This window comes from Bacteroidetes bacterium GWF2_43_63 (genome assembly GCA_001769275.1).
Classification (GTDB): Bacteria; Bacteroidota; Bacteroidia; order Bacteroidales; family DTU049; genus GWF2-43-63.
Window position 1 is genome coordinate 1 of sequence record MEOQ01000050.1, and the last position, 25,813, is coordinate 25,813.

19 protein-coding genes and 1 tRNA gene are annotated in these 25,813 nt (G+C 43.9%); 6 read left to right on the forward strand and 14 right to left on the reverse strand.

The features are described 5' to 3' along the window. Window positions 1-193: 193 nt before the first annotated feature. Entirely contained in the window at window positions 194-526 is a 333-nt protein-coding gene (locus A2W93_13920) for a hypothetical protein (protein OFY52445.1), read from the reverse strand. Window positions 527-635: 109 nt separating this feature from the next. Between A2W93_13920 and A2W93_13925 the strand changes: the two genes are divergently transcribed. Continuing rightward, the gene (locus A2W93_13925) at window positions 636-2,114 is read left to right on the forward strand and encodes an alpha-L-fucosidase (protein OFY52446.1); all 1,479 of its coding nucleotides are present in this window, start codon (window positions 636-638) and stop codon (window positions 2,112-2,114) included. A gap of 341 nt (window positions 2,115-2,455) precedes the next feature. Here the strand turns inward: A2W93_13925 and A2W93_13930 are convergent, their stop codons facing one another. The 3 genes from A2W93_13930 to A2W93_13940 all read right to left on the reverse strand — a co-directional run bounded on the left by A2W93_13930 (window position 2,456) and on the right by A2W93_13940 (window position 6,228). Beyond that, window positions 2,456-3,787 carry a hypothetical protein gene (locus A2W93_13930; protein ID OFY52447.1) on the reverse strand — a complete coding sequence of 444 codons (1,332 nt, stop codon included), beginning with the start codon at window positions 3,785-3,787 and terminating at the stop codon, window positions 2,456-2,458. A 76-nt stretch (window positions 3,788-3,863) separates the two neighbouring features. Next, on the reverse strand, window positions 3,864-5,489 hold the full coding sequence (locus A2W93_13935; protein OFY52448.1) for a 1-pyrroline-5-carboxylate dehydrogenase: 1,626 nt from the start codon (window positions 5,487-5,489) through the stop codon (window positions 3,864-3,866). A 136-nt stretch (window positions 5,490-5,625) separates the two neighbouring features. After that, window positions 5,626-6,228, reverse strand: a complete 603-nt coding sequence (locus A2W93_13940) for a hypothetical protein (protein ID OFY52449.1) — start codon at window positions 6,226-6,228, stop codon at window positions 5,626-5,628. 74 nt (window positions 6,229-6,302) lie between these two features. Here A2W93_13940 and A2W93_13945 point away from each other — a divergent pair, with 74 nt between their 5' ends. Continuing rightward, complete coding sequence (locus tag A2W93_13945; GenBank protein OFY52450.1) at window positions 6,303-6,539, forward strand: hypothetical protein; 237 nt, start codon at window positions 6,303-6,305, stop codon at window positions 6,537-6,539. A 110-nt stretch (window positions 6,540-6,649) separates the two neighbouring features. Here A2W93_13945 and A2W93_13950 read toward each other — a convergent pair whose 3' ends face one another. The 7 genes from A2W93_13950 to A2W93_13980 form a co-directional block, all read right to left on the reverse strand. Next, the gene (locus A2W93_13950) at window positions 6,650-8,569 is read right to left on the reverse strand and encodes a hypothetical protein (GenBank protein OFY52451.1); all 1,920 of its coding nucleotides are present in this window, start codon (window positions 8,567-8,569) and stop codon (window positions 6,650-6,652) included. 151 nt (window positions 8,570-8,720) lie between these two features. Next, window positions 8,721-9,398 carry a hypothetical protein gene (locus A2W93_13955; protein OFY52452.1) on the reverse strand — a complete coding sequence of 226 codons (678 nt, stop codon included), beginning with the start codon at window positions 9,396-9,398 and terminating at the stop codon, window positions 8,721-8,723. 36 nt (window positions 9,399-9,434) lie between these two features. Then, a complete protein-coding gene (locus A2W93_13960) occupies window positions 9,435-10,430 on the reverse strand; it encodes a hypothetical protein (protein ID OFY52453.1) in 996 nt (331 codons plus the stop codon). Between the two features lie 216 nt (window positions 10,431-10,646). Further along, window positions 10,647-11,441: a hypothetical protein gene (locus A2W93_13965; GenBank protein ID OFY52660.1), complete on the reverse strand. Its 795-nt coding sequence runs from the start codon at window positions 11,439-11,441 to the stop codon at window positions 10,647-10,649. A 30-nt stretch (window positions 11,442-11,471) separates the two neighbouring features. Continuing rightward, the gene (locus tag A2W93_13970; protein OFY52454.1) at window positions 11,472-12,614 is read right to left on the reverse strand and encodes a hypothetical protein; all 1,143 of its coding nucleotides are present in this window, start codon (window positions 12,612-12,614) and stop codon (window positions 11,472-11,474) included. Between the two features lie 177 nt (window positions 12,615-12,791). Further along, window positions 12,792-14,252 carry a 4-hydroxyphenylacetate 3-hydroxylase gene (locus tag A2W93_13975; GenBank protein OFY52455.1) on the reverse strand — a complete coding sequence of 487 codons (1,461 nt, stop codon included), beginning with the start codon at window positions 14,250-14,252 and terminating at the stop codon, window positions 12,792-12,794. 405 nt (window positions 14,253-14,657) lie between these two features. Then, a complete protein-coding gene (locus A2W93_13980; GenBank protein ID OFY52456.1) occupies window positions 14,658-14,891 on the reverse strand; it encodes a hypothetical protein in 234 nt (77 codons plus the stop codon). Here A2W93_13980 and A2W93_13985 point away from each other — a divergent pair, their 5' ends adjacent. Next, a complete protein-coding gene (locus tag A2W93_13985; protein ID OFY52457.1) occupies window positions 14,892-15,758 on the forward strand; it encodes a hypothetical protein in 867 nt (288 codons plus the stop codon). It begins immediately after the preceding gene. A gap of 175 nt (window positions 15,759-15,933) precedes the next feature. Here the strand turns inward: A2W93_13985 and A2W93_13990 are convergent, their stop codons facing one another. The 3 genes from A2W93_13990 to A2W93_14000 form a co-directional block, all read right to left on the reverse strand. Next, complete coding sequence (locus tag A2W93_13990) at window positions 15,934-16,158, reverse strand: hypothetical protein (GenBank protein OFY52458.1); 225 nt, start codon at window positions 16,156-16,158, stop codon at window positions 15,934-15,936. Window positions 16,159-16,517: 359 nt separating this feature from the next. Continuing rightward, window positions 16,518-17,369: a DNA-binding protein gene (locus tag A2W93_13995; protein ID OFY52459.1), complete on the reverse strand. Its 852-nt coding sequence runs from the start codon at window positions 17,367-17,369 to the stop codon at window positions 16,518-16,520. A 646-nt stretch (window positions 17,370-18,015) separates the two neighbouring features. Further along, window positions 18,016-18,092 (reverse strand) — tRNA-Arg (locus tag A2W93_14000). A 259-nt stretch (window positions 18,093-18,351) separates the two neighbouring features. On the opposite strand from A2W93_14000, the gene A2W93_14005 reads away from it, so the two are divergent. The 3 genes from A2W93_14005 (at window position 18,352) to A2W93_14015 (ending at window position 25,808) form a co-directional block, all read left to right on the forward strand. Beyond that, on the forward strand, window positions 18,352-21,615 hold the full coding sequence (locus tag A2W93_14005; GenBank protein OFY52661.1) for a hypothetical protein: 3,264 nt from the start codon (window positions 18,352-18,354) through the stop codon (window positions 21,613-21,615). 56 nt (window positions 21,616-21,671) lie between these two features. Beyond that, a complete protein-coding gene (locus tag A2W93_14010; protein ID OFY52460.1) occupies window positions 21,672-23,249 on the forward strand; it encodes a hypothetical protein in 1,578 nt (525 codons plus the stop codon). A 63-nt stretch (window positions 23,250-23,312) separates the two neighbouring features. Beyond that, window positions 23,313-25,808 (forward strand): hypothetical protein, encoded by a 2,496-nt coding sequence (locus tag A2W93_14015; GenBank protein ID OFY52461.1) that lies wholly within the window; start codon window positions 23,313-23,315, stop codon window positions 25,806-25,808. Window positions 25,809-25,813: the final 5 nt, after the last annotated feature.

Sequence of the window (25,813 nt, forward strand, 5' to 3'; positions counted from 1 at the left end):
ATCAACAGAATTATTAACATATTTTGTTGATAACTGTCTGAAATTAAAAATCCAAAAAATGATTTAATCGTTTTCAGTGTTTCGAACACTCATGATTTGAAATCCGTGCGATGTTTTTTTATCGAATGTTGCAAAGAAAATACAATCTGTCACGGATTGCAAATCCGCGCCAGAGAAATGATTTTTCACAACTTTATTTCATCTCACTCTTCAACCCAACCAGAAACTCTTTTACCCGTGTGAGTGTGGTTTGAATGGTTGCATTACGCTCGATTGATTTGCGGTCTGACTTGATTCGCTCACGGGCTCCTTTGAGAGTGTAGCCCTTTACTTTCGTGAGGTAATAAATCATATCGAGCAATACAATGTCTTCGTCGGTGTAGAACCGGTTTCCCTTTTTATTGCGTCTGGGCTTCAGTTCAGGAAACTGCTTTTCCCAAAAATGCAGGGCCGACGGGCGGATTTTATACCGTTCGGTAATTTCTCCGATCGAATAAAATAATTTACTGTCGTTGGTGTCGGCCATGCACAAAAATACAAATTTAATTTACTAAATCCCTCGAAGGGTTTCAAACCCTTCGAGGGATGAGATCTTATTCGTATTTTTGCCTCGATTCCCCCAATCCCAATTTCAGATGAGACATATTTCAATTTTTGTTTTTGCTGCTTTATTATTCCAGGCAGCAACCGGATTTTCGCAAAACAACGTTGAACCAGCACCATACGGCCCGGTGCCTTCCGAACGGCAGCTTCGCTGGCACGAAACAGAATTTTACGCCATCATTCACTTCACCCCAACAACCTTTGAAAACAAGGAGTGGGGCTATGGTGATGCTGATCCATCGGTTTTCGACCCGTCTGACTTCGATGCGAATCAGATTGTGGCAGCAGCTCAGTCCGGTGGCATGAAAGGGATTGTTTTTGTTTGCAAACATCATGATGGATTTTGTTTATGGCCTACCAAAACAACCGATTACAACATCTCAAAAAGTCCGTGGAAAGGCGGGAAAGGCAATATGGTGCTTGAATTCCGCAAGGCATGTGATAGTCTTGACATGAAATTCGGCGCTTATGTTTCGCCATGGGATCGCAACAGTCAATATTACGGAAAGCCAGAATACGTAAGGATTTACAGAGAACAACTCAAAGAAATTTATACCGGCTATGGAGAATTATTCATGTCGTGGCACGATGGCGCCAACGGCGGAGATGGCTTCTATGGCGGTGCAAAGGAAATGCGAAACATCGACCGAAAAACCTACTATGGCTGGGATTCAACTTGGGCAATAACCAGATCCATGCAGCCAATGGCCTGCATTTTCAGCGATGCCGGCTGGGATGTACGATGGATCGGAAACGAAAACGGTATAGCCGGAGAAACCTGCTGGGCTACATATAGCCCGCATGGGAGCGATGATTCCGAAAGGCCCGTACCAGGTGATACAAAATATAAAGAAGGAATAACCGGACATCGCGATGGAAAATTCTGGATACCCGGAGAGTGTGATGTGCCGCTGCGCCCGGGCTGGTTCTATCATTCTGATCAGGACAATCAAATCAAATCAGTGGAAGAACTGAAATATATTTATTTATGTTCTGTCGGACGTGGACAGTGTCTCGATCTCGGATTATCCCCTGACACGCGCGGGCAGCTGCATCCGAATGATGTTGATACGCTTACTGCTTTTGGAAAATGGCTGATCGAAACATTTAATGAGAATCTTGCTTTAGATGCAAAAATTTTCGCCAGCAATGTAAGGGGTAAAAACAATAAAAAATTTGGAGTTCAAAACCTTACGGACTCAAGTCGCTATTCCTATTGGGCAACCGATGATGAAATTAAAGAAGCCGAGTTAATTTTGAGCTGGAAAAAGGCGCAGACATTTAATTTCATCACGATCAGGGAGAATATAAAATTGGGTCACCGCATCGATTCAGTCGCGTTTGATATTCTGGAGAATGGCGCCTGGAGCGAAGTTGCTCGGATCACAAGTATTGGTGCGCTGCGCATTGTTGAATTGGATAAATATTACACGACAAAAAAATTGCGCGTTCGCATTTTAAAATCAGCTGCTGAGCCCTGTGTGAGCGAGATTGGAGTTTATACCGAATAGGTCAATACCAAGGTCAAGGTCACGCGTCGGGAGACGCGCGCCCAGGTAAAGGTCAAGAACAAGGTCACGCGTCAACGTAAAACGTTGTATGCGGTAGACGCGCTCCCAGGTTAAGGTCAAGGTCAAGAAAAGGTCAAGGTCACGAGTCAGCGTCACGCGTCAGGAGACGCGCGCCCAGAGACGCGCGCCCAGGTTGAGGTTATTTCACCCTGCTGTCATCCTAAGTGTCAGCCAGCTTGCGGATGTATCGAAGGAGACAGCGGGATAAACTCCGCTAAAACGTCGATTGCGAAAATCAAAAATCTAATCCGCTGCAGCGGACTAAAATCTTATATCTAAAATCAATTCCGAATATCTTCGCAATTGTCGAATTCTTTCATTGAACTTAGCTTTTTCTGATCTTTGAAGCCGTTTCTTTTGGCATTGTTCAGATAAATGCGGGCTTTCATGCATTGCCCCGAAGCAGCGTAGTATGCAGACATAAGAATAAGCATATCGGGATTTGCAGGTTCCGTGTATTCATACATCCGCAGGATGCTGAAATAAAAAGGAATATTCATTTTTTTTGCCTGATTCGAAAATGAATAGGCTGCAATACCGCACCAGGCCTTAACTCTATACAATACATCGGATTGCAGCGAAAGAGAATCAGTTGTAATTTCGTTGTTCAATGAATCAATCAATGCAAAATATTTCAATGTGTCAGCATCCTGAAACATTGCTCCGATGCGGTTTTGCATCAGTACTTCCATTTTTGAATTGGCATTCATTTCTGCAACAAATTCCTCTGGAAAATTCTTTTGCAGACTGTCGGCGAAATTTTGCAGTTTCAGATTACTCATTTCACCGAGCGCAAAAAGGGCACTGGAAGCAGATTGCAAAGCAAGGTCAGGACGCTGAAGATTCAGAAATATTTTCGATCTTTTGAGAAAATCGTTTTCATTAGCTGAAGTCACTTTGCCATTTGACAGTCGTTCGATCAACACAAAGAAATCTTCGAAAGTCTCGGCGGGAGGCCAGTCGTGGCGGCCTGCGAAAACGCTCAGAGATCGCGGTCTTTTAACTGTTTGATTGTTGAATAGACTGGCAACTTCGAAATAATTAAAATCTCTTGATCCCACAAACATCATTGCCGGTTTCGAAGATCGCGACCATGCCTGAACATCAGCCGGGCCGGCACCACACATAGCGACGGCATTCACTTCGGGCATTTTGTTTTCAATCAGTGTTGCAACCCGCGCTCCGCCTGAAAATCCGGCGATAAATATTTTTGTGCTATCCACCGGAGCTGTTGCATATAGTTCGCTAAGCCAGGGTTTGAAGCTGCGATAAATATTTTCAAAGGCGATATTGTTTGAAGATGGATTGAAACCGGCAAGTATTACATGGTATTTCTCAGCAAGATCGGTGTATTTCTTCAAAGCCGGAGCTGTGTTTCCATGCGGATCTAGCAATATTAGCACCGGAACTTTTCTGACCCCGGTACCCGACGGGACATATAAATTATAACGTACACTTGTATCGGATTTGCATTGGATATTCTGATAAACGGCACCCTGCTGCTTTATATCACAGAACCGGCATTCTTCCTGGCTGTTACAGGAAGTAAGCTGAAATAATAAAATTGCAAAAAGCAAATGAAAGAATTGTTTTTTAGAAGAAACTCTTTTCATACATTCATCATTTGAATGCAAATGTACATGAAAAAAGCCCGTATTGCGACGAGCTTTTTCTCTAGGATCGGATAATTTATTTCATGTATGGATATTTGAAATTAGTAGCGGGAATGTACGTTTCCTTGATAGTCCTCGGACTGGTCCAGCGTATCAGATTGAGATGTCCGCCTGCTTTATCATTGGTGCCAGATTTGCGCGCACCGCCAAATGGCTGCATACCTACCATGGCTCCTGAAGGTTTATCGTTGTAATAAAAATTGCCGGCGGCATATCGCAGGGTGCGGCAGGCCTCAATTATTGTTTGCCGGTCGCGGGCGAAAACCGAACCTGTCAAGGCGTAAGGAGAGGTTGCATTAACCATTTTCAAAGTCTCATCCCAGTCTTCGTCGTTGTAAACATAGATGGTCATTACCGGTCCGAAGATTTCCTCTTCCATTGTTTTGAAATGAGGATTGCTTGTGAGTATCACTGTTGGTTGGATAAAATAGCCAATTGAATCATCGCCTTTTCCGCCACAGAGGATTTCGGCATCTTTTGCTTCAGCAGCGAATTTGATGTAATTCATGATGTTGTCGAACGCTGTTTTATCAATAACAGCATTCACAAAATTATTGACGTCACTTACATCGCCAACTTTCATTTCGTTGACTATCGATAAAAGCTTTGTATGAATTTCCGGCCACAGCGATTTTGGAATATACGATCTGGAAGCAGCTGAACATTTCTGCCCCTGATATTCGAATGCACCGCGGGCTATGGCTACTGCAACTTCCTGCGGATCTGCACTGTTGTGCACCACAATAAAGTCTTTTCCGCCTGTTTCACCGATCAGTTTTGGATAGGACACATAGCGATCGAGATTGGCTGCCGTAGTTTTCCACAAATGATTGAAGGTATTCGTTCCTCCTGTAAAATGAATGCCGGCCAGGTCTTTATCTTCCATTACAATGTTCCCAACAACGCTGCCAGGGCCGGGAATGAAATTGATAACGCCATCGGGCAGGCCTGCTTCTTTGTAAATCTTCATGAGCAAATAGTTGCTGAGCAGCGCTGTGGTAGCAGGTTTCCATACAATTGTGTTGCCCATGAGTGCAGGCGACATGCAAAGATTGAGTCCTATTGCAGTGAAATTGAATGGACTCACAGCAAAGACAAATCCTTCCAGTGGACGAAACTCAAGCCGGTTAAGAGCTGCGGTATCTGAGGTGGGTTGATCATCGTAAAGTTTTGAAACGAAGTAGCTATTGAAACGCAGGTAATCAATGCTTTCGCAGGCAGCATCGATTTCGGCCTGGAAGAGATTCTTTCCCTGTCCAAGCATGGTTGCTGCATTTATGAGATACCGGTATTTTTTCGATAGCAGTTCCGCCATTTTCATAAAGATTGAAACACGCTCTACCCACGACATGTTGCCCCATTCTTCTTTGGCCTCCATGGCAGCTTGAATGGCCATTTTAACTTCTTTTTCTCCTGCTTTGTGATAAGTTGCGAGCACTTTTTCGTGATTATTGGGGCTTACAACGGTGCCGATATTGCCGGTTCTAACTTCCTTACCTCCTATAATCAGCGGAATGTCGATTTGGTCTTCACTCATCCGCTTGAGTTCACTCATCATTTCAATATATTCAGGCGAGCCGGGTAGATAATTGAAAACTGGCTCACTGTGCGGTTCGCGAAGTTGAAAAATTGCATTGTTCATTATTTATTCCTTTCTTCTTTAGTTGCTTTTTTGTTTGTTGTTGTAAACTTACGATATGAAAAGAAATGCATATCGATGACAAAATTACATAATTATTCGATTTTGAATGGAAAAAGAAGATAATTATCAGCTAGAATTACAACGTTTTGCCAAAAAACGCCCGAAAATCGTCCATATTATTCATGTTTATGAGGATGTCCGGATTATTGACTGGAATTTCAATATCCGGAAACTTCATAAGTTCTTCTTTGAGATTTGTCTGGTTCCCATCCTGGCAAAGTAATGCCTGCCACACAGCGGCCCCCAGTGCTATCGGATGTCCACGTTGTTTGTTGAAAGTCGGAACGACAACAGATACGCTGTTGGCTTTCTCAGCTATTGCATTCAAAACTTCGAAGCCGGCAAAAGGATTGTCGATATTCTGAAAAAAGCAGGTTGTTCCGGAATCAAGTTTTTCCAGTCCGAGTCGAATAGAATGGAAGCGGCCGAGTTCTGGATTATCATTTACAACAATCACGGTATTGGCAGAAAAACGAATTTTCCGGTTTTCAATTTCATGGAAGTCATTTGAATTGACTACCAGAATTATTCTCAGGCAACCAAACTCCAAATAGCGGGCTTCAAGTTCTTCAACAAAGGTGTGATTGCCAAAAGGAAGAAACAATTTGGGCGTTCCCATGCGTTCACTGTTTCCTGCAGCCGGTATCAGAACGGAAAATGTTTTTTGATTGCTTAACATGACAGTACAAAAATACACTGAATTGCATATTGTATTGAAAATATTTATATGTTTGTTTTTCAAACACAAACAAAATGGTAAAAATATTTGATCTGGAATCTGACCAGTTTATTGTTGACCTGACAGATGAAGAATTTGCTGCTTTGGCAGAAGCACTCGAAGAAGATTCAATCGGCGATGTTGATTATTATCTGCACGTTACCGATGTTGAATTCATTGAGGAGCAAGGTACATCGGTATCCCTTATTGCCAAGCTGAAGGCCATGCTCGAAGGCCGCGAAGACCGGGAAATCCGGTTTCAGCGGATGTAAAAAGTTGTGCGAAGTTTACAAATTTCGCACAGCTTAAAAACTTCGCACAACTTCGTAAAAAAAAAGCTGTCCGCATTGCGGACAGCTTTTTTAGTATTTAGCAAGAAGTATTAGTTCTTGATAACTTTTTTGGTAGTAGCACCATTTTCGTTAGAAACCTGAACCATGTAAATTCCGGTTGGGAGTTCGTTCATGTTGATTGTACGAACAACTGCACCGTTTACATCCATGTTCTGGTTGATAACAACGCCACCAATGGTGTTGTAAACAACAACATTGTAATTTCCAGCTGCCAGGTTGTTGAATGAAATATTCAGGTCACCTGAGGTTGGGTTAGGATACATTGAAATAGCTGCATCAAGAGGAAGATCATTAATACCTGTGTAGAGGTTTCCTGTTTCATCAAGATAAACTCCGTTGATGTATTCGTGATCAACCGGACCACCGCTGGCCATATTCAATGTTGATGTTGACATGTTGACCTGATAGTAGGAACCTTTGTCAAAAGTGATATCAGCAAGATACATCCAATAGTTCATTGCATCGTAAGCAGTACCAGCTGTAAGGTTAATTTTTGGGCCCATAACGCCGGTAGCAACATCGTACATTTTCACCATGATGTCAGGATAAATGTTCACATCGGTAAGGATTGGGTCTGTATCCATCCAGGCATAAACGATTTTTGAACCATCGTCAGTGCGGCTCATCTGGAAACGCTCGTCCCATGCAACATAATCAGCAGTACCTGCATCAATCAAAGTTGTAGCATCATCAGGATCAGTTGCAAAAACGGTATCAACAATCATTGAAGCCCAACCGGTAGCGGTCTGATAAGTATCAAAGATAATTCCCTGCATACCAGTGTAAACAGAATAGTATCCAAGAGAGTCAACGTTATCACTGTAAGCGCCATGAATGTAACTGGAAAAATGCAGATATCCGTCAGCATCGATAGTCGCGTCTTTAACAGTGCTGAACATTGGGCGTCCAACAGGAGAAAGATCTGTAGCTAAAGTCTGAATAGCCGGACAGGTTGTCCAGTTGAAAGCAGCTTGTTCGGTCCATGTTAAACCACCATCAGTAGTTTTGTAAACCAGCGGCTGATAGGTCAGTTGGTCAATAGCATCACCATTACGTCCGATATAGATAAGATAGCCATTCAAGCCATCATCGTCCATAGCAAAACCAGGATAAACATAGCCATCAGGATTTCCTAAACCATCTGCGAGGTAAGTAGGAGTGTGGGTTGCAAGAGTCCAGTCGAAGCTGTTGGTGCCAGCGTTGAAAGTTCCAATATTAATAGTAGTATTGATGCCGGTGTAATTAGTGCCATCATCGGTATTTGCATCGCCATAGAGGAAAACTTTGTTTCCACGAGCCTGCATGTGCATTCTTGGCATGTAGTTGTAAGGTTGAGCACCACCAACGGTGTCTGTGAACAAAGATAAATCATACGCAAAGTTTGTCCCGGCGAATGTTTCAGAAGAAAAATAACCACCAGCCCAGGTGCTGACAATTACAGGACCAGCACTCACTGCATATGCATTAGCAGGAGTAGTATTTCCTGTTGGGTTGTAAATTACACCGCTTGGATAACGAGCAATATAAGAATCATTGTTTTCCCAGACCATAACAGTGGAATCATTAAAAGAGAATCCACCATCAGTAGAGAAAGCTGCATGGATATAACCTGAACTGAAATCAACTCCATTAGCACGATGGGTCATCTGGATTAATCCAGTTGCTTCATTGGCTGCAAGGCCAGCTTGTTCGGGCAGCAGCACACTGAATACGTTAGCTGAGGTGCCGATGTAGGTTTTGGTAATTGCAAGAGCAGCTTTGTTGTTTAATTTCTGAACTGGACGGTTAACAGGATTTGAAACCTGTTGATTAACACTTTCGGTACGATTAAGCTTCTGAACTTTTTCATATTTATTAGAAGCCCCAACAAGTGTTCTTTCCCCGGTGCTCTGGGCCATGATGCCTGCTGAAATAAGCATAGCAGCACCTAAAAATAGAACTTTTTTCATGATTGATTTGGGTTTAGGTTTAACATTGAAAAGCAAAGATACAATCTTTTTTTATAAAGACAAAAAAAACATTTTGACGTTGCACTATACGTATTTCTGTCGAATAAAAAGCAAATTTCAGTACGTATAAAAATGATTTTGCCGAAATAAATTATTTTAGCTTTTCATTAAAAACAAATACAAGGCGAAAACTAAGAAGATTGTTGAATTGATCACGTGACCAGGTGCTTACGGTGTTGTTATAATCTCTCGTTCTGATTTTTCCTAAAGAATAGGCGTAGCGGAAATTAAAATGGACTTTCCAGAACGCACGTAAACGAAAATCGACAAGAATGTTCAAATCTTCAGATTTATATGGACCAGTGCTGGTGGCCCAGTCGATGAGAACTCCATGTTCGGTTTCGCGCATCGAAACAAGTCTGCTATAAGCCAGGCCGAGGCCGATTGTTATCTGATCTCTGTCGTTATAGTGAATCAGCATCGGAATCTCTGCATAATTGAGGCGCAGATTGTAATAAGGAAGATTCAGGTTGTTGCTGTTAGGCGGATATTTTTTGTAGGCGCCTTTCTGATTGAATAAAGTTTCGACCGAAACAAACCAACTTTTTCCGAGGGGCAGGGCAGCACCAACGCCGCCATTGAAGCCGATTTTACGATATCCAACCACTTCGTCACCATCAACCTGCGACAGATTGAATCCACCAATAAACTCGCCCTGAATATTCTGCGCATGCATGATTCCCGGACAGCAAAACATCAGCACGAGAGATGCACTGAAGAGCAACTTAAGACCAATATTTTTTTTTGCTGTCGTAAAAATTTTCATCATCAGTAAATTTGCGGAAATAGCGCAAAAGCGGTGAATTTATTTTAGTTTTTCAATAATGGCAGGAACAATTTTCTCCCAGTCGCAAACAATTTTTAAATCCGATGATTCGAAAATCGGTGCATTAGTATCTTTATTTACGCTTATAATGAGCCCAGCATCCTTGATTCCACAGGTGTGATGAGCGGCGCCTGAAATCCCAAAATTGATATATACTTTCGGTTTCACCGCCACTCCGCTGGTTCCGATCATGGTATGTTCGCCTTGCGTCCAGCCTTCATCAAGAGCAGGCCTGGTGCAACCCGTGGCGCCGCCCAGCAGGGCTGCGAGTTCTTCGAGTTGCGCCCATTTTTCTTTACTGCCAATCCCAAAGCCACCTCCAATAATTACATCCGATTCATTCAGTGGCTTTCGGGTTGTCTGCTCTTTGCTAACAGACAAAACCTGAATTCTATCCCCTACGAAAGACAAGTCGAAGTCAAACACTTCAACAGTTCCGATTTTCTCCACGGGTTCAATTTTCTGCATGATGCCACTTTTGATGGTTGCCATCTGTGGACGATGATTGGGTGTGAGAATATCGCCCAGTACTTTTCCGCCGAAGGCAGGAACCACTTGAATAAACCGTTTGTTGTCGTCAATGCGGAGTTCGTTGCAATGCGCTGCCAGTCCTGTTTTTAGTTTGGCTGCAACCGTTGGTGCCAATTCGGAACCCGCATAGGTGGCTCCAACAAGAACTGTTTCAGGTTTGTATTTTTTGATTAATTGTGTCAGTGCTTCGCTGTACAGATCGCTGCGGTAAACATCGAGTTTTGAATTGTTGTTCACAATTACTTTTTGCGCGCCATAGCGGAATAGTTCGGATGAATACTTTTCTCCGTCGACGCCAAGAACAGCGGCCCACACTTCGGTGTTGTTGCCCTGTGCTGCAGCCAGACGTGTGGCTTCGCCCAGCAATTCGAGTGAAGTGCCGTTTACCTTATCATCTTTGATTTCGGCGTAAACGAGAATATGTTTGTAATCGCTGATGTTCATTTATTGGTTTGCAATTTATCAATTATTCAAAGGCTGTCATACAGAGTTGCACTATTTATTCTTCGGGGGAGTTTACCCTGCTGTTGACACTTCGACTCCGCTCAGTGTGACAGCAGGAAGGACTCAGTGTGACAATGTCGGGGCTCAGGATGACAGCAGGGGTTAGACTGACAGTGTTTTTGAATGAATGATATGAGTTTATTTCTTTCATAACAATCAATGTCTCACTCCTGCTTTGCATAATTCCTGCACAATTCTGTCGGCAATTTCTTCGGGTGTTCCGCTTAGTTCCACGGTTTTTCGGCTCATTTTCGGGGCGTAAATATCACCGGGTTGTGTAGGAGATCCCTTCAATCCGAGATAATTATCATCCGTTGGGAAATCTCCATAATGCAGCACGGTGAGCGGCTTTGACTTCGCCTTCAACATGCCCATGATGTTGGTCAGCCGCGGTTTATTCAATTTACGCGTAACGCCTAAAACGGCCGGCAGAGCCATTTTGTAATCAATGGATCCATCTTCGGAGAGGGCTGTTACGTTCAGTGTATTTTCAGAATATGCCAATGCACTGATGTTCATGATGTGAGGAAAACCAAGCCATTCGCCCAGTTGAGCGGAGACCTGACCCGTACTTCCATCATCGCTTTCGTTTCCTGTGATTACAATATCGAAGGGTCCTTTTGCCTGAATGGCAGCGGCAAGCGTGTAGGATGTCGCCAGCGTGTCGGCACCGGCAAAAGCACGGTCGCTCAGCAGAAAACCTTCGTCAGCGCCCATGGCGAGTGCTTCAAGAATGTTGTCCCGTGCGCTTCCCGGAGCCATTGTAAAAACAGAAACTTTTCCCTGATTTTTATCACGCAGAGCCAGTGCGGCTTCCAGCGCATGTTTGTCGAGATCGCTGATGACAGTTGGAATGCCTTCACGCACCATCATTCGCGTAGCGGGGTCAATGGAAATTTTATCGTAGTACTTTGAATCAGGTACTGCTTTTACACAAACTGCAATATTCAATGCCATAATGCCTGATTGCTGATTATTGGATTAACGAAGCTGATTTCCTGCGACGATAATTCCCATAATCTGAGAAGTTCCGCCGGAAGGAATAATTGCCATAGCATCGCGCAGGAAGCGGCCTGCAGGATATTCATTGATTACACCGTATCCGCCCATCAAATCAATGGTGCGTTCGGCTGCTTTAATGGCATTTCGCGAAATGAACAATTTTGCAGCAGCTACTTCAGGAGCGCACTGAACGCCGCTGTCGTAAATTGATGTTGCGTTGTACAACATTGCCTGACCTGCTTCATAGTCAACCTGATTATCGGCAATAATAAGCTGAATGGCCTGCAATGCAGTAAGAGGTTTACCGTAGGTGATTCTGTTTTTTGCAAAATTCAAACCTTCTTCGCAGCAGCCGCGAATCACGCCAAGCGCAATGGCAGCCATTCCCGAGCGACCAAAATGACCAATGGTGTGCATAGCGATTTTACTTCCGTCGCCTTCTTTACCAATCATGCAATCGGCCGTAACTTTCAAGTCGCTGCAGATAACATCGCCGGTAACGGAACCGCGAAGGCCCAGTTTGTGTTCTTTGCGACCAGCTGACCAACCCGGAGTTCCTTCAGGAACAATCACTGCGCTGATCATTTTGCGACCTTTTTCATTCACTCCACTGGTGCCGGTTACAACATTGATTACCGCATTGTGCGAATTGGTGATAAAACATTTTCGGCCATTGATTACATAGCCTTCTTCGGTTTTTTCAATGGTGGTATTTTGATTCCCAAAGTCAGATCCACCGGTTGGTTCGGTTACGGAAAGTCCGCCAATTTTTTCGCCGGAAATAAGTTGTGGCAGATATTTCTGCTTTTGCTCTTCGCTTCCAAAATTCAGAATGGCAGCAATGGCCAGATCATGCGTCATGATGGCAATGCCTAACCCAGCTGAATGGCGCGATACTTCTTCGAGTACGATGGCACGTTCGGTCAGACCCAGTCCCGGTCCGCCATACTGCGCCGGAACATAGATTCCAAAAAAGCCCATCTGGCCAAGCTGCGGCCACAAATGATCGGGGCAAACGTCTTTTTCATCCCATTCCGCAGCGTGTGGCGCTACTTCCTGTTCAACAAATTCTCTCACTAATTTCTGTAGTGATTTCTGATCGTTATTGAAAAACTGAAACATATTGATTTTTTTTGTTTGTTGTACAAATTAGTTTATCGGGAAAATCGCAAATTGTCGCATTTTGATGGTGTTTATCCTGCTGTTTCCTTCGATACATTTTTTCTTCGTTTCACTTCGAAAAAACACTCAGGATGACAGCAGGCAAAGCTCAATGTGACAGCAAGTTTTTTTTGCTGTTTATTTTTTGTCGGCTGCAGGATCCGTAATGTTTTCGGTGATACCGGCAATTTTTTTTGCAAAGTCAGCATAGACTTCAAACGGCGTGAATGCTTTTACAACCATGCGGGCGCCGTCGGGTGAGCCGCCGCCGTGCATACAGCCCGGAACACCAGAACCTATGGTGAGCCATTCCGAAAGGCGTGCAGCGCGCACTCTGCTTTCGGCCGAGCAATCGCCGGCTTTCACATATTTGCGAATCATTTCGCCGTAGCGCGGATCATTCCAGTCCTTGAACGAAGGCGTACAGCCGGTTTCGACAATACCACCTCCAATTTCCTGACAGAGACGTTTTGTTTCGTAGGGCAGGGTAGCCACATAAATTTTATTGAGATGCGCAATCTGTGAATCCGAAATCCAGACACCGGAAGCATGAGCTCCGCCCAATGCCATGGCGCCGATTCCAAGACCATAGGTGGTGTTGTTGTTGGCAGACATTACGGTGAATTTATCATCGAATTTTTTATTCGAAATTCCATTGGCGCGGGCCATCAGCACACCGGCACCGATCATCACGTCGCCCTGACCGGCAACACAGGCACCAATGCAGGCGCGGTAATTGGCGGTGAAATATTCAACCACTTTTCCGGCATATTTGAATTCACCGGCCATAAATACGCGTTCGTTCGGAATGAAAACATTGTCGAACATCAGGTAAGCCTGAGTAATTCCGGTTTCCATGGTATCCCATCCATCTTTGTAATCGCGATCGTCGCTTGGACGCATGGTTTCAACAATAGTCAGACCTTCAATATCGCGCGGGATTACGAATGATACTGCAAATTCGGCATCGGTATCTTTGTAGCCAGAACCCGGCAGAATGAAAATTTCTTCGGAAGCAGCCACACCGCAGATCATGAGCTTTGCACCACGAACCACGATGCCATCGGCACGTTTTTCAACCATGCGAAGATTCACATCCGGATCGGCTTGCTGAGTGGGTTTCAACGTGCGGTTGCCTTTGGCATCGGTGAGCGCACCGGCACAAACAGTCCCTTTTTCTTCAGCATTCAGAATCCATTTTTCGAGACGTTTTTGATAGTCAGTTCCGAATTCCTTGTCAATATCATTTGTTACAGCCCACATAACGTTTTGTGAGTTCCAGCCGACACAGCAGCCGCCCGTGCAGGAACCGGTGAAATGATACATTTCGCGTTTCAGTTTAGCATTATTCATAATGTCGTCCAACGACTTCATCATGCCATTGAAGCGGAGAATTTCATTTCCCGTGAAATACGATTTGGCAGTAAAAAGACTTTTGTGTTTTTCATCGTGTGCGGCATCGAAAGCACGGCAATGGCTTTCCACCACGCGTCGTGTTGCAGGATGGCTGGTCACATCGGCGATCTGTTCACCATTCTTGTATATATTAGGTTTGAGCGCCTTCAGTGCGGCCAGATATTGTTCCCTCGTTCTGATCATAACAATTGCTTTTAATTAAATGTGGGGCTAAATTAGTAAAAATCTTTTATATAGCATGCGGCTTGAGGCATGCGGCTTGCAGCTCAATGCACAGGGCGCAACGCGATAGGCATAAGCGAGAGTCATAAGGCGTTAGGCAATGGGCATTACAAAAACAGATTTTGAGCTTTCAACGAAATTTTTTTTGGGTTATTGACTGTTTTTTTCCGGGACTTTACGTCAAACGTGACAAGTCGAGCCCACGATTTCATCGTTCGGTTGGTAATTTGAAAATTTAATAATTTCGAGAATTAGTTGAAAGCTTGCTGCCTGGCGCTTTTTCTTCAACCTCTCTGCGTCGCAAGGCGACCTGAGTGCGTTGAAGAATGACGATGCTCAGCACCTAACGATTTCGGGACCGCTCCTCTACTCAAACAAATGTATGGCAGGGAATTTATCCTGCAGAGGCAGGACTAAAATATTGGGTGTGTTTCTCCCCGACGATTCCACGTCAGCAATACTGTTTTGCCAACCACTTCTGGCAGACGGTAGAATGTCGGGGAGGACGAAATGCAAAGCAACGGTCACTTCAAAATACTGACTACTGAAAGCGAATAGGTAACTTTTTAGTATTTTTATGCACTCAAATAAACAGAACAAATGAGCACGCGTATATTATTAATTGATGATGATGAAAATTATTCAAAGCTGCTGCAAGCGGAAGCAAAAGCATTTGGATTTGAATTAGCGACCGCATGGAATCTGGCTGATGGTGCGGATTTGCTAAGGAGCAACCGCAATATAAAAGCGGTCATTCTCGATGGCCGGTGCCATCTCACATCTGACAGGCAGGAGCCGGTGCGATCGAATTTTGTAGTACATGCCATTGAGCAAATCAGAGAACTCGAAGACGAATACAATCGCGTCATCCCTTTTTGTGTCAACACCGAAACACCCGATGAATTCAAAGAAGACCTGATGGGCATTGCTGAAGTGTTTTTGAAAAACAAAGATCATGACGCCCTTTTCAGACATCTGAAAGATTTGATAAAAGCATTGCCAGCTACGACCGTCCGGGAAGCGTATGCCGATATTTTTGAAAAGACCGACAAGCATTTTGATGATGAGTTTCAAGAATTACTGGTCAGAGTGCTGTTGACAATGGAAATGTCGGACAAGGCAGACATTACAACGGGACTTGGAACATTGCGTTTGCTGCTTGAAAATGTGATTGACGAAGCTTGCCGGCAGAAGCTGGGAAAAGAACCCGACTCGTTTCGTTTCGGTGACAAAAGCCGCACGCGGCAAATTCTGGAAACAATGAGGCAGCAGGTTCTTCCGATCGAGCTCTACGATTCGGCTGTGATGCTGTATAGAATTGGCAGTCGCTATGGCAATCATCAGGATCCGGTATCAACCGGGACCGTGGTGCTCAGGCCTGGCAAATACACGTATCAGCGATGTGTTTTTTCGTTACTGGAATTGATTGATTTTTTGTTTTCAGAAAATATGCAGCCCAAAAGTTGAAAAAATTAACTGCATTTGCCTCCACAAGAAAAGAACACAATTCTATTCATTAAATACGGCGCTGTGGCTGGATTTGAATAAGTACATTGAAAAACAATGGTTCATCAATTTCCGATAGCGATTGGAGGGATGGGGTGTGAGGATTTGTTTGGATGGGGCAGTGGCGGTTAAAAAGCTAGTCAAACCTTCTTTCTTGTTTTTGCTTAATTATATCAATTTTATTAACCTCAATCGTGTCTTTTGGAGTCACCTTGTATATCCACAGTATGTCATCTTGGAGATCTAAGTATAATCTATCTCTATCTTCTGTAATTGTATATAAATAAACCCTGAAGTTTAAAGAATCTGTCAAGTAATAAGAGTTGGAATTACTTGCAAAAACACCTCCATTATAAACCATGTATCTCTCGACAAATAAGCTATCATTCAACTTACGAGTTGATTTATAATTATCCTTTGAGTACTTTGAATAACATGAAGTGAACAAAAACGCTATTATTATTAATGCAATATGTTTCATAATTATCTCCTTAATTGACTGCTTTTTGGCCTGTATTTTAACTTTTTTTAAGCTCTGCCCGAAAATTTAAAGGGTCAGTAAAACATTGAAGTGGTTTTCTATTCAACATATTGTTTGTCAAATGGAGGTATTGCCGGTTTTGGGTTGCGTAGCCGGGAAAATTCGAACTGCATTTTTGACCACTATTTGATTCTTGCAATTGTTGATAGCGTCATTTGTATGTCGAGTTTGACAAACAATCAAATTTCAATTTTATTGAGTAACCCAAGTGTTTCTATATTCATTTTTGAAAAGGCAAACCAACGTTTACCCAAATCTTTTAGAGATGCCCCTATATGAAAAACTGTTTCCTTATCAATAATTATAAATCTGTCGTGAGATTTCGCAAATGACTTGACCTCAATTGCCGGATATTGCTGATTATGCTTACTTAAATCAAGTTCGAGTTTTCTCGAAACAGACTTCGTCAAAATTGTTGCAGTAACACCTTCTTTTCTCTTTAGAAGAAGGGTCAAAACACTTTCATCAATATAATTGTCGATTAAAATAATTGAGCTTTTTGCCGATTTTATAATGCCTGAAATGAAAACATGTGCATCAAAAATTTGTCCGTCGAAGAACACTCCCTGATTTGGCGGAATTGATGTTTCTAATTGCAATTTGATTTCACCAAGCTCGCTTTTCATAGTGTGCATGTCGCTTTCGATGCGCTCAAATCGCTGACTCAATGCATATCCTTTGAGTAAAAAATCCTTGATCACTTTGTTCGCCCAAATCCGAAACTGAGTTCCCCGCTTTGATTTGACTCTATAACCCACCGAAATAATTACATCAAGATTATACAGCTGCACATTCCTGGTTACGTGTCTTTTACCTTCTTTTTGAACTTGTAAGAAATCCTTACAGGTTCCGCTTTTACTCAATTCTTTTTCGCGAAAAACATTCCCTACATGCATGGTGATGTTCTGTGCAGAGGTTTGAAATAATTCGGCCATTTGTGCTTGCGAGAGCCAAACCGTCTCATCCTCGATTCTGACCTCCAGACGAGTTGAATCTTCTACATTCTGATAAACAATAATTTCGTTTTTCATTTCGCAACAAACTATAACAAAGATAAATTTTTTATTGTTTGAGTAAAAAACAGATATTATTGTTCTCAGGCACGACGCACTCAGATCGCGCCGCTTCGCTTTGCGATGCAGAGAGGTCGTGCTGGGCTGAGAGCTCCAGGGTTTGCGGCCGCTCCGCTGGGTGCGGCTCCTCCTTCGGGCGCATTTTGACATAAAAGTATATGAATTATAGCGCTGGGTCTGGCTTTGATGCATTGAATTAAAATTCAGCGTCTCCTCATTGCTGGCGTGGTCCTGATCGCTGACGGAGACAGTGATTTGATTCTGGTTTTACTTATTTCATGTTTCTGAAGTATCAGAAACATGAAATTCGTAAAAAAATGCGGCGGATTAGCTTCGTATCTTCTTAGGATTATTGATTCTGGTTTTACTCATTTGAATTTCTGATAAATCAGAAATGTCAAATTTGTAAAAAATGCAGCGGATTAGCGGAGCAAAGTGACTACGCTTCGCTTCGTACTTTGCTCCGCTTTTCACTTGAGCTCCGAATTCCGAGACAAATCCGCGCAGCTCCTTCGGCGCTGAAACAATCAGCCCTAAGTCACTATTCGAACAAGTTCGATCGTGACTTAGGGCTGATTGTTTTTTCCCTCGCGGATTTGTCTCTTGGTGATCTCGGCGCGATTCGAACGCGCGACCCGCAGCTTAGAAGGCTGCTGCTCTATCCAACTGAGCTACGAGACCATTTAAAAGGACTGCAAAAGTAATGATTTTTTTGCTTGTCTGCTATGAGTTTTTGAATCAATGCTGTGAATCTTGAATAATATCTTTTATACATCAATCAATGCTTCAGCTCTCTTCCAGCTTTTCTGTCGCCATTGGTGGAATAATGCCACATTACAAATAAATAAAAAATACTTCTTTTCTTATAAGATTAATTTTATCGGGAATTATTTCAGATTGTTTAATTAGTTGAAACAGAATGAGAAAACTTTACGCAATGCTGCTCTGCACATTGATTTTTGTTGGTGCAGCGCTGGCTCAGGAAAAAACCATTTCCGGAAAAGTGACTTCGGCAGCCGATGATTCGCCACTGCCTTTTGTCGCTGTGGCTGTAAAAGGCACCACCAAAGGTGCAAATACCGACATTGACGGAAATTACCGCATTCCGGGTGTACTGGCAAAAGATTCGCTGAAATTCAGCTTTGTGGGGTATGAACCTATGACAGTCGCTGTTGGTAATCAGCTGGTTATAAATATCAAGCTTAAACCGACCATTCAGCAACTCGAAGCGGTGGAAATTACTGCGCTGGGTGTCACTCGTCAAAGCCGCGAGGTTGGATATGCCACCCAAAAGGTTGATGGCGAAGATATTCTGAAATCAAATACGTCAAATGTCATCAGTGCTATATCCGGAAAATCGGCGGGGGTGCAGGTATCCAACAGCAATGGAGTGGATGGCGGTACTACGCGTATTGTTATCCGTGGAAACAATAACTTCCTGACAACCAATCAACCACTCATTGTAGTGGACGGAATTCCGATGGAAAACTCTGAAGGAATCGGCACCCGCGCCGGATCGGACTGGGGCTCGGCCATCAACAATATCAACCCTGATGACATTGAAGAAATGTCAATTCTTCCTGGCGGTTCAGCATCAGCGCTTTACGGATCGCGCGGCGCCAATGGCGTGATTCTGATAACCATGAAAAAAGGAAAAGCACGACAGGGCATTGGCGTTACATATAGCGTAACAACCAAAATAACAACGCCTTATCGATACCGCGATGTTCAGAATAAATATGGGGGTGGCGCTCCGCTCACATTGACTCCGCCTACATTTCCGATGGATTCGGATGGTGTTTTTTATTATCAGACCCAGCAACATACCGACAATCTGATTCTGAATCAGGATGGCGACATTTCATCCACTTCGTCGGAATTCGGTTATTACGGCAGCGCGGTTTCGTGGGGTCCTGAAATGCTGGGACAACAAGTTCGCTGGTGGGACGGAACCATGCGTTCATGGTCGCCACAGCCCGACAATCTGAAACTGGCATTCAAAAACGGGTTAACAACAACTCACAACATTGCGCTCGAAGGCGGAACAGCAACTGCCAATACCCGGCTTTCAATTACACGAACCGACAGTAAACCCATTGTTGATAATTCGAACTACACGCAGACCACGCTGAATTCAAATTCCAATTTTACGATTTCAAAAAAGATTACGGCAGGTGTTTCTATCCAATACATCAATTACAACCGATTGAACAGTCCTCAACTGGGCGAGTCGGAAAACTCATTTTCCAAAGGTTTTTTGTATTGTTATCCGCGCAGCTATCAGGGCGAAGACATGTTCAATTATGCCAATGAAGATGGATCCAGAGTCGAACGTTTGAATTATCCGTACGCTTATATCGACCCATATCTCTGGTGGAGTTACAATAACAACAACACCACGCTTGACAGAAATAAATTCATTGGCGGCATTTCGCTCAATTATGAAATAAACAGCTGGCTGAATGCAACTGGCCGGACCGGCATTGATTACGGACTTGATGAATGGGAGATGAAAAACAAGCCCATCGATACCGAAGGGCTGCTCTATGGATATTACAGCAAATCGCTGAACAAGGCGCAGACCAACAACAGCGAATTTTTATTCATTGCGCATAAAGACAGTCTGTTTGGAAGTCAGTTCAACGGACGATTCAGTGCCGGCTCAGCCACATTTTCACAAAACAACAATGGACTGTCGGGCCGTTCAGGAAACTGGTATTATCCGAATATGTATTCTCTTGCAAATTACACGGGTAATGTCGATGATCCGCAATTTGATTATCCGGGTGAGGTCAGGGCGACTGAATCGATTTGGCGCCGCAAGACCAACTCTGTTTTTGCTTTTTTGAATCTGTCTTACAAAAACCTTTTATTTCTTGAACTCACGGGCCGCAACGACTGGTCATCGACTTTGCCCGAAGGAGCCAATTCCTATGTCTATCCATCGGCTTCGCTGAGTTTTGTTTTGTCCGACGCATTTCATTTTGCCGACAGCTGGATGAATTTCTGCAAAGTGCGCATGGGTGCAGCTCAGACTGCATCGGACTGTGCGCCTTACGAAACCTATTTTCAGTACAATTCTTTTTTAGTAAATGGGATGCAGGCAGTCACTTTTCCGCAGCCCATTCCGCCTGTTGGACTGAAACCTCAGCGTGTAAATTCCTATGAGGCCGGTCTCAGCACCGAAATGCTGAAAGGAAAAATTGAATTCGACTTCACTTATTACTATAAATTTTCTTTCGATCAGATAGTGCCAGGACTTCCGATACCAACGTCTTCAGGCGCTCCGAGTGTGAAAATCAACAACGGCGAAATGTCGAACACCGGAGTTGAAATTACCTTGAGTGCTGTCGCACTGGAAAGAAAAGATCAGCGTTTGAAATTCGGATTGAATCTGACACGCAACAAAAACAAAGTCATTAGTCTTGGCGAAGATGGCACACAGCTGGTCATCGGGGATCTGTGGGGACTCAATGGACCAGCGCAGATTTTGCAGGCCGGCGATGATTACGGAACCATCAGCGGTTACGATTACATAAGAGATGAAAACGGCAATCCTATTTTGAATGACGAAGGCACCAAATATCTGATAACCGATACGCGCGTTCCCATTGGAAATGCATCGCCAAAATTTTTATGGGGATTCACCGGAACATGGACATATCGCAATCTTACGGTGAGTACGCTGATTGATTCTAAAATCGGCGGCGACATTTATAGCGGCACCTACGTGATTGGCATGCAGACCGGACAGAGTCCCGAAACGCTGCTGGAGCGCGATGGAGGTGGATTGCCCTATACCGATCCTGACGGAAATGTGAGCAACACCGGCGTAATTCTAGAAGGCGTGCACGAAGATGGCACCGTGAATACCGAAGTTGTTCACTATTATTATAAGTATATGCCCAACTACGGCGGCTGGGGAAAATTCCTTTCTACTCCCGGCATTGTTGAAGACACCTGGATCAAACTGCGTGAGGTGGCCGTCATCTATAATATTCCGCGCAAATATATTTCGAAAATGAAATTTGTGCAGGAAATCGGAGTGAGCTTTGTTTGCCGCGATGTCGGATATATTTATTCAAGTATTCCTGACAGAATCAACCCGGAAGGCATCAACGGATCGGGTAATGCACAGGGCTTCGAATGGGCTTCATTGCCCGGATGCCGCTCGTATTCATTCGGAATCAAAGCCAAATTCTAATCAGTAAATCATCAGAAATGAAAACGAAGATATATTACATTTTGTTCCTGTTTATAATGGTTGCGATGAATACATCGTGCACCAAGGATTTTGAAGAAATCAATACACCAATCGATTTATACACCACTGCCAGTGATGGCTCGCTTTTTCTGGGCATTCAGCATTCACTCATCAGGCCTTCCAACGAGTTGTTTTATGTCAACAATGAAGTGTTGTACAAACAGACTCAGATGGGCGCATTGACCAAAGAAGCGTGGGGAAATTACAACATCGGAACCGAAGACATCTGGAGCAATTATTACACGCGAATGCCGAATGTACGTGAGCTGGAACGTCGCTTCGATGCTGCCATTCCTTCGCCAGAGCTAAACAACATGAAAGCGATGGTGAAAATTCTGCTGGCTTATAAAACCTTTAAAGTGACTGATTTGTTTGGCGACATTCCTTTCTTCGAAGCCGGTTACGGCTATCTCGACGACAGCAAACTGTATCCGAAATTCGACACCCAGCGTGATATCTATCTGTTTTTGCTCGACGAGCTTGAATGGTGCGACGACAATATTAATCTGACAGCAACTTCTGCAGAGCCGTTTGCCACCTTTAAAACCTATGATATTCTGTTCAGTGGTGATATGGAAATGTGGCTGAAATTTGCCAATTCGCTCCGGCTGCGTTATGCCGTTCGCATGTACGATAAAGAGCCGGTGATTGCAGCTGCGCACGTACAGGAAATAATAGAAGACAATAAAAAAGTGTTTATTGGAATGGATCTCGGTGGCGCTGCCCTTGAATCGGCTTCGTTGTGCAATCAGATTCAGCATCTGGGGCAGGGAAGCACGGAATGGGCTTTCCGCGAGCACAAGAACCTGCGCATGGGCACTACTATGTGGCATCAGATGTCGGAAAATGACAGCACGGATGGCAGTGGGATTTTTGATCGCCGTGCCTATTTCTTTTTTGACACCAACAATGATGGTGAGTGGACTCCATATCCTCAGGATCCGCCAGCCGGATTTGCACCTGATGGTGGAGCGCCCTACGGCAGTCAGCGCCGCAGCGATGCTGCATATTTCATCAAAGGAGATGACTGTCTGTATTCGCCGTTTAATTTCTTTCTTATCAGCGACAATCAGATTATTCCTGAAATATTGATATCCGGCGCCGAGGTGCATTTTCTGAAAGCCGAAGCATATCAGCGCGGAATTGGTGTCGCTCAAAGCGACGGCATTGCCGACAATGAGTTTTTGAGCGGCCTGCAGGCATCTTATTATTTTTGGGATGACCGAATGTCGCAGGCACAACTGCCGAATGGAACCGGAACATTTTACGATGTCGTTACAGTTCCATCATCGCTCGATTTGACGAAATTGCAGATGAAGGTTGACCTCTGGAATTTCAGCACGCAGGAAGAAAAAATTCAGATGATTTATACACAGCGAATGATTGATTTATTCTGGCAACCCGCCGAAGCGTTTGCACTTGCCCGTACAGGCCGCACACCGCGTGAAGGCGATCCAATCTCGTTTTTCCGTTTTCTCATACCGGCTTCCGAAGTGAATTACAATTATGAGAATTGGCTCGACGCCTATGGTGCAGCAGATCTAACATCGACTAAAATCTGGTGGTTGGAATAAAAATGAAAATTAATAAATGATGATATGAAAAAAGCGTTTTTGATTTCAGTAGCATTTGTATGCATGATTTCATGTGGCATACTGAATGCACAGACCATGTACACTTACGACTTCAACAGCCTAACCCTTGGCTCAGCAATCAATGGGCAGGATGACTGGATAAGTACATTCCAAACCGTTTCGGGTGGCGACTTTGAAGTGAATTATACTGCAGGCGGTTCGACACTGTCGCCCGATAATTCATTGTGTCTGCTCTACAATCATGGTGGACCTGGCATTGGACAAACCGCATCCAGACTCACTACGCCTGCTTTGCCATTTGATTTTTCGGCGGGAGGCATCATGGAAATTGAAGTAAAAATGATGGTGAACTGGTGGGGTATTGGCTTTGGCTGGGGCTATGATGCAACCAACAATGGCACACTGAATTTTGGAACAGCAGATGCAAACGATGGTGGTTGTTGGTTTACTTTGAAAAACGCCAATAACACAGCGCACAATCTGCATTCTTTCACAAAACCTGATGGAACCACGGTTACATTCACATACGACAACTCAGTTTCAGCATGGAATGTCTTCCGTTTTTCGATTGACTTTACCGCAAACGCGGGTGCCGGAGCCATTACCATGTATGCTAAAACACCGACCGGCACATGGGTAACCATTCCCGAAATCAACAGTATGAATCTTGGATTGACGCCCGGAAGCAGCAATATACTTGATCCGGCTATGTGGAACCGTTTGTTCATGCACTCTCAGGGTGGTGTGGGCGGATTTGACGATATTGTGATTCGTCAGTACGGACCCAGTTATCAGTACATCGTTTTCGAATCGATTCCGGCCACAATGCTTACAACTGATCCCGCTTTTGTATTGCATGCATATACCAATCACGGTCTGCCTGTGAATTTCACAATCAGCGGGCCGGCCACAATTACCAATGATACTGTAGTGACAATTACAGGTCCCGGCATGGTGACAATAACTGCGCATCAAGCGGGAAACGGTACCACCATTGATTCTGCTGCTGATGTATCTCAGACTTTTGAGGCCGTGGATCCGCTTGCTGTTTTTCCCGAAGTGGATATAAAAAATCCGGTGGATGGCGCGACCGTAAAAAATCCGAAACTGCTTAAAATTCCATTGAACGCAACGGCAGTCATTGATTATCCTGAATTGCTTCCCATTTCGCAAGTGAAATTTGTGATAGGCGGAACTGATTATATTGCGACAGCTACGGCTAACGGTTATTATATTTGCTACTGGCAACCCGCCGCCTACGGAAGTTATACCGGTCATGTGGTTGCAACCAGCACAGGTGGCGCATCTACAACATCAGCTGATTTTACATTCAATGTCGTTCAGGATTCATCTTCGCAGGAATTTGTGGCCATCAATCAATTGCATATGGCCACGCAAACCACATTCGGATTATTGATGCGTCTGGACACAACTATTGTTTTCCCATCATTCAGCGGCACCTTTCAGAAAGTTACAGCTTATCTGAATTATGATTGTCCACCCGAGGGATGTGAGCCATGGGACCGCGTTTGTCATATCTTTACTACCGGAGCGAATGGCGAAGAAACAGAACTTTTCAAATACATCACACCTTACGCAAAAGCGTGCTCCGACAGTGTTGACGTAACGGATTTAGTTTCCCAGTTACAAGGAAAAATTCATCTGGTAGCCGATTTTCCATCGAAGTCGAAAATCACTCTGACGCTGAAGTATCACGAAGGCGAAGCCCCGGCAAAATACAGTTGGGTGAAAAAAGTGTGGTACAATCAGTATTACAGCTTTGGCAATTTTGCCAATCAACAATCGGTTGAAGAAAAGACTGTGGCGTTGCAGGATACCAATGATGTTTATATTCATCATGCGTATCTGCGCATCATGAGCAGTGGTCACAACTGGGGAACCAACAATACCGACAATGCTGCTGAATTCAAAGAAGCAACGCATAACATACAAGTGAACGGAACGACTGTTTACACGCAACACTTGTGGCAGACCTGTAATCCGAATCCAACAGGATGCAACGCACAATCAGGAACATGGCAATACAATCGTGCAGGCTGGTGTCCTGGCTCGATTCCAATTCTCTGGAGATTCGATCTGAGCTCATATATCCATCAGGATGTAGAGCTGAATTATCAGTTCGATCCGACTTACACTGATTTTTGCAGTTCTGCGAATCCTGGCTGTGTGAGCGGTTCTACATGTACCGATTGCACCGATCCTGCCAACCCGATTATTGATGTAGCTGCTGATCTGATTAGCTATTTTGATGTGATCCCTGTTTCAATCGAGGAAGTTGAAATACAGATGGAAGTATTTCCAAATCCTTCCAATGGCGTGTTCACCATAGAAACAAGTGTTAGTTTAATGCGCGATGCAAATGTATCTGTACTTGACGTTACAGGAAATCTGGTTCAGCAGTTCCGGTGGAATGGTGAATCACGCATGCTAGATCTGACGCAGCTTTCGGAAGGTATTTATATTTTGAAAGTTCAGACTGAACAAGGAATTGCAGTTAAGAAACTCATTGTTGAATAAGAAAA

What these genes read in the sequence shown, in the direction of transcription:
- A2W93_13960 (OFY52453.1), bottom strand. Translation starts at nt 10,430, where the DNA reads ATGAACATCAGCGATTACAAACATATTCTCGTTTACGCCGAAATCAAA.
- A2W93_13940 (OFY52449.1), bottom strand. Translation starts at nt 6,228, where the DNA reads ATGTTAAGCAATCAAAAAACATTTTCCGTTCTGATACCGGCTGCAGGA.
- A2W93_13970 (OFY52454.1), bottom strand. Translation starts at nt 12,614, where the DNA reads ATGTTTCAGTTTTTCAATAACGATCAGAAATCACTACAGAAATTAGTG.
- A2W93_13945 (OFY52450.1), top strand. Translation starts at nt 6,303, where the DNA reads ATGGTAAAAATATTTGATCTGGAATCTGACCAGTTTATTGTTGACCTG.
- A2W93_14010 (OFY52460.1), top strand. Translation starts at nt 21,672, where the DNA reads ATGGTTGCGATGAATACATCGTGCACCAAGGATTTTGAAGAAATCAAT.
- A2W93_13950 (OFY52451.1), bottom strand. Translation starts at nt 8,569, where the DNA reads ATGAAAAAAGTTCTATTTTTAGGTGCTGCTATGCTTATTTCAGCAGGC.
- A2W93_13975 (OFY52455.1), bottom strand. Translation starts at nt 14,252, where the DNA reads ATGATCAGAACGAGGGAACAATATCTGGCCGCACTGAAGGCGCTCAAA.
- A2W93_13985 (OFY52457.1), top strand. Translation starts at nt 14,892, where the DNA reads ATGAGCACGCGTATATTATTAATTGATGATGATGAAAATTATTCAAAG.
- A2W93_13955 (OFY52452.1), bottom strand. Translation starts at nt 9,398, where the DNA reads ATGATGAAAATTTTTACGACAGCAAAAAAAAATATTGGTCTTAAGTTG.
- A2W93_13920 (OFY52445.1), bottom strand. Translation starts at nt 526, where the DNA reads ATGGCCGACACCAACGACAGTAAATTATTTTATTCGATCGGAGAAATT.
- A2W93_13990 (OFY52458.1), bottom strand. Translation starts at nt 16,158, where the DNA reads ATGGTTTATAATGGAGGTGTTTTTGCAAGTAATTCCAACTCTTATTAC.
- A2W93_13995 (OFY52459.1), bottom strand. Translation starts at nt 17,369, where the DNA reads ATGAAAAACGAAATTATTGTTTATCAGAATGTAGAAGATTCAACTCGT.
- A2W93_14015 (OFY52461.1), top strand. Translation starts at nt 23,313, where the DNA reads ATGATTTCATGTGGCATACTGAATGCACAGACCATGTACACTTACGAC.
- A2W93_13925 (OFY52446.1), top strand. Translation starts at nt 636, where the DNA reads ATGAGACATATTTCAATTTTTGTTTTTGCTGCTTTATTATTCCAGGCA.
- A2W93_13935 (OFY52448.1), bottom strand. Translation starts at nt 5,489, where the DNA reads ATGAACAATGCAATTTTTCAACTTCGCGAACCGCACAGTGAGCCAGTT.
- A2W93_13930 (OFY52447.1), bottom strand. Translation starts at nt 3,787, where the DNA reads ATGAAAAGAGTTTCTTCTAAAAAACAATTCTTTCATTTGCTTTTTGCA.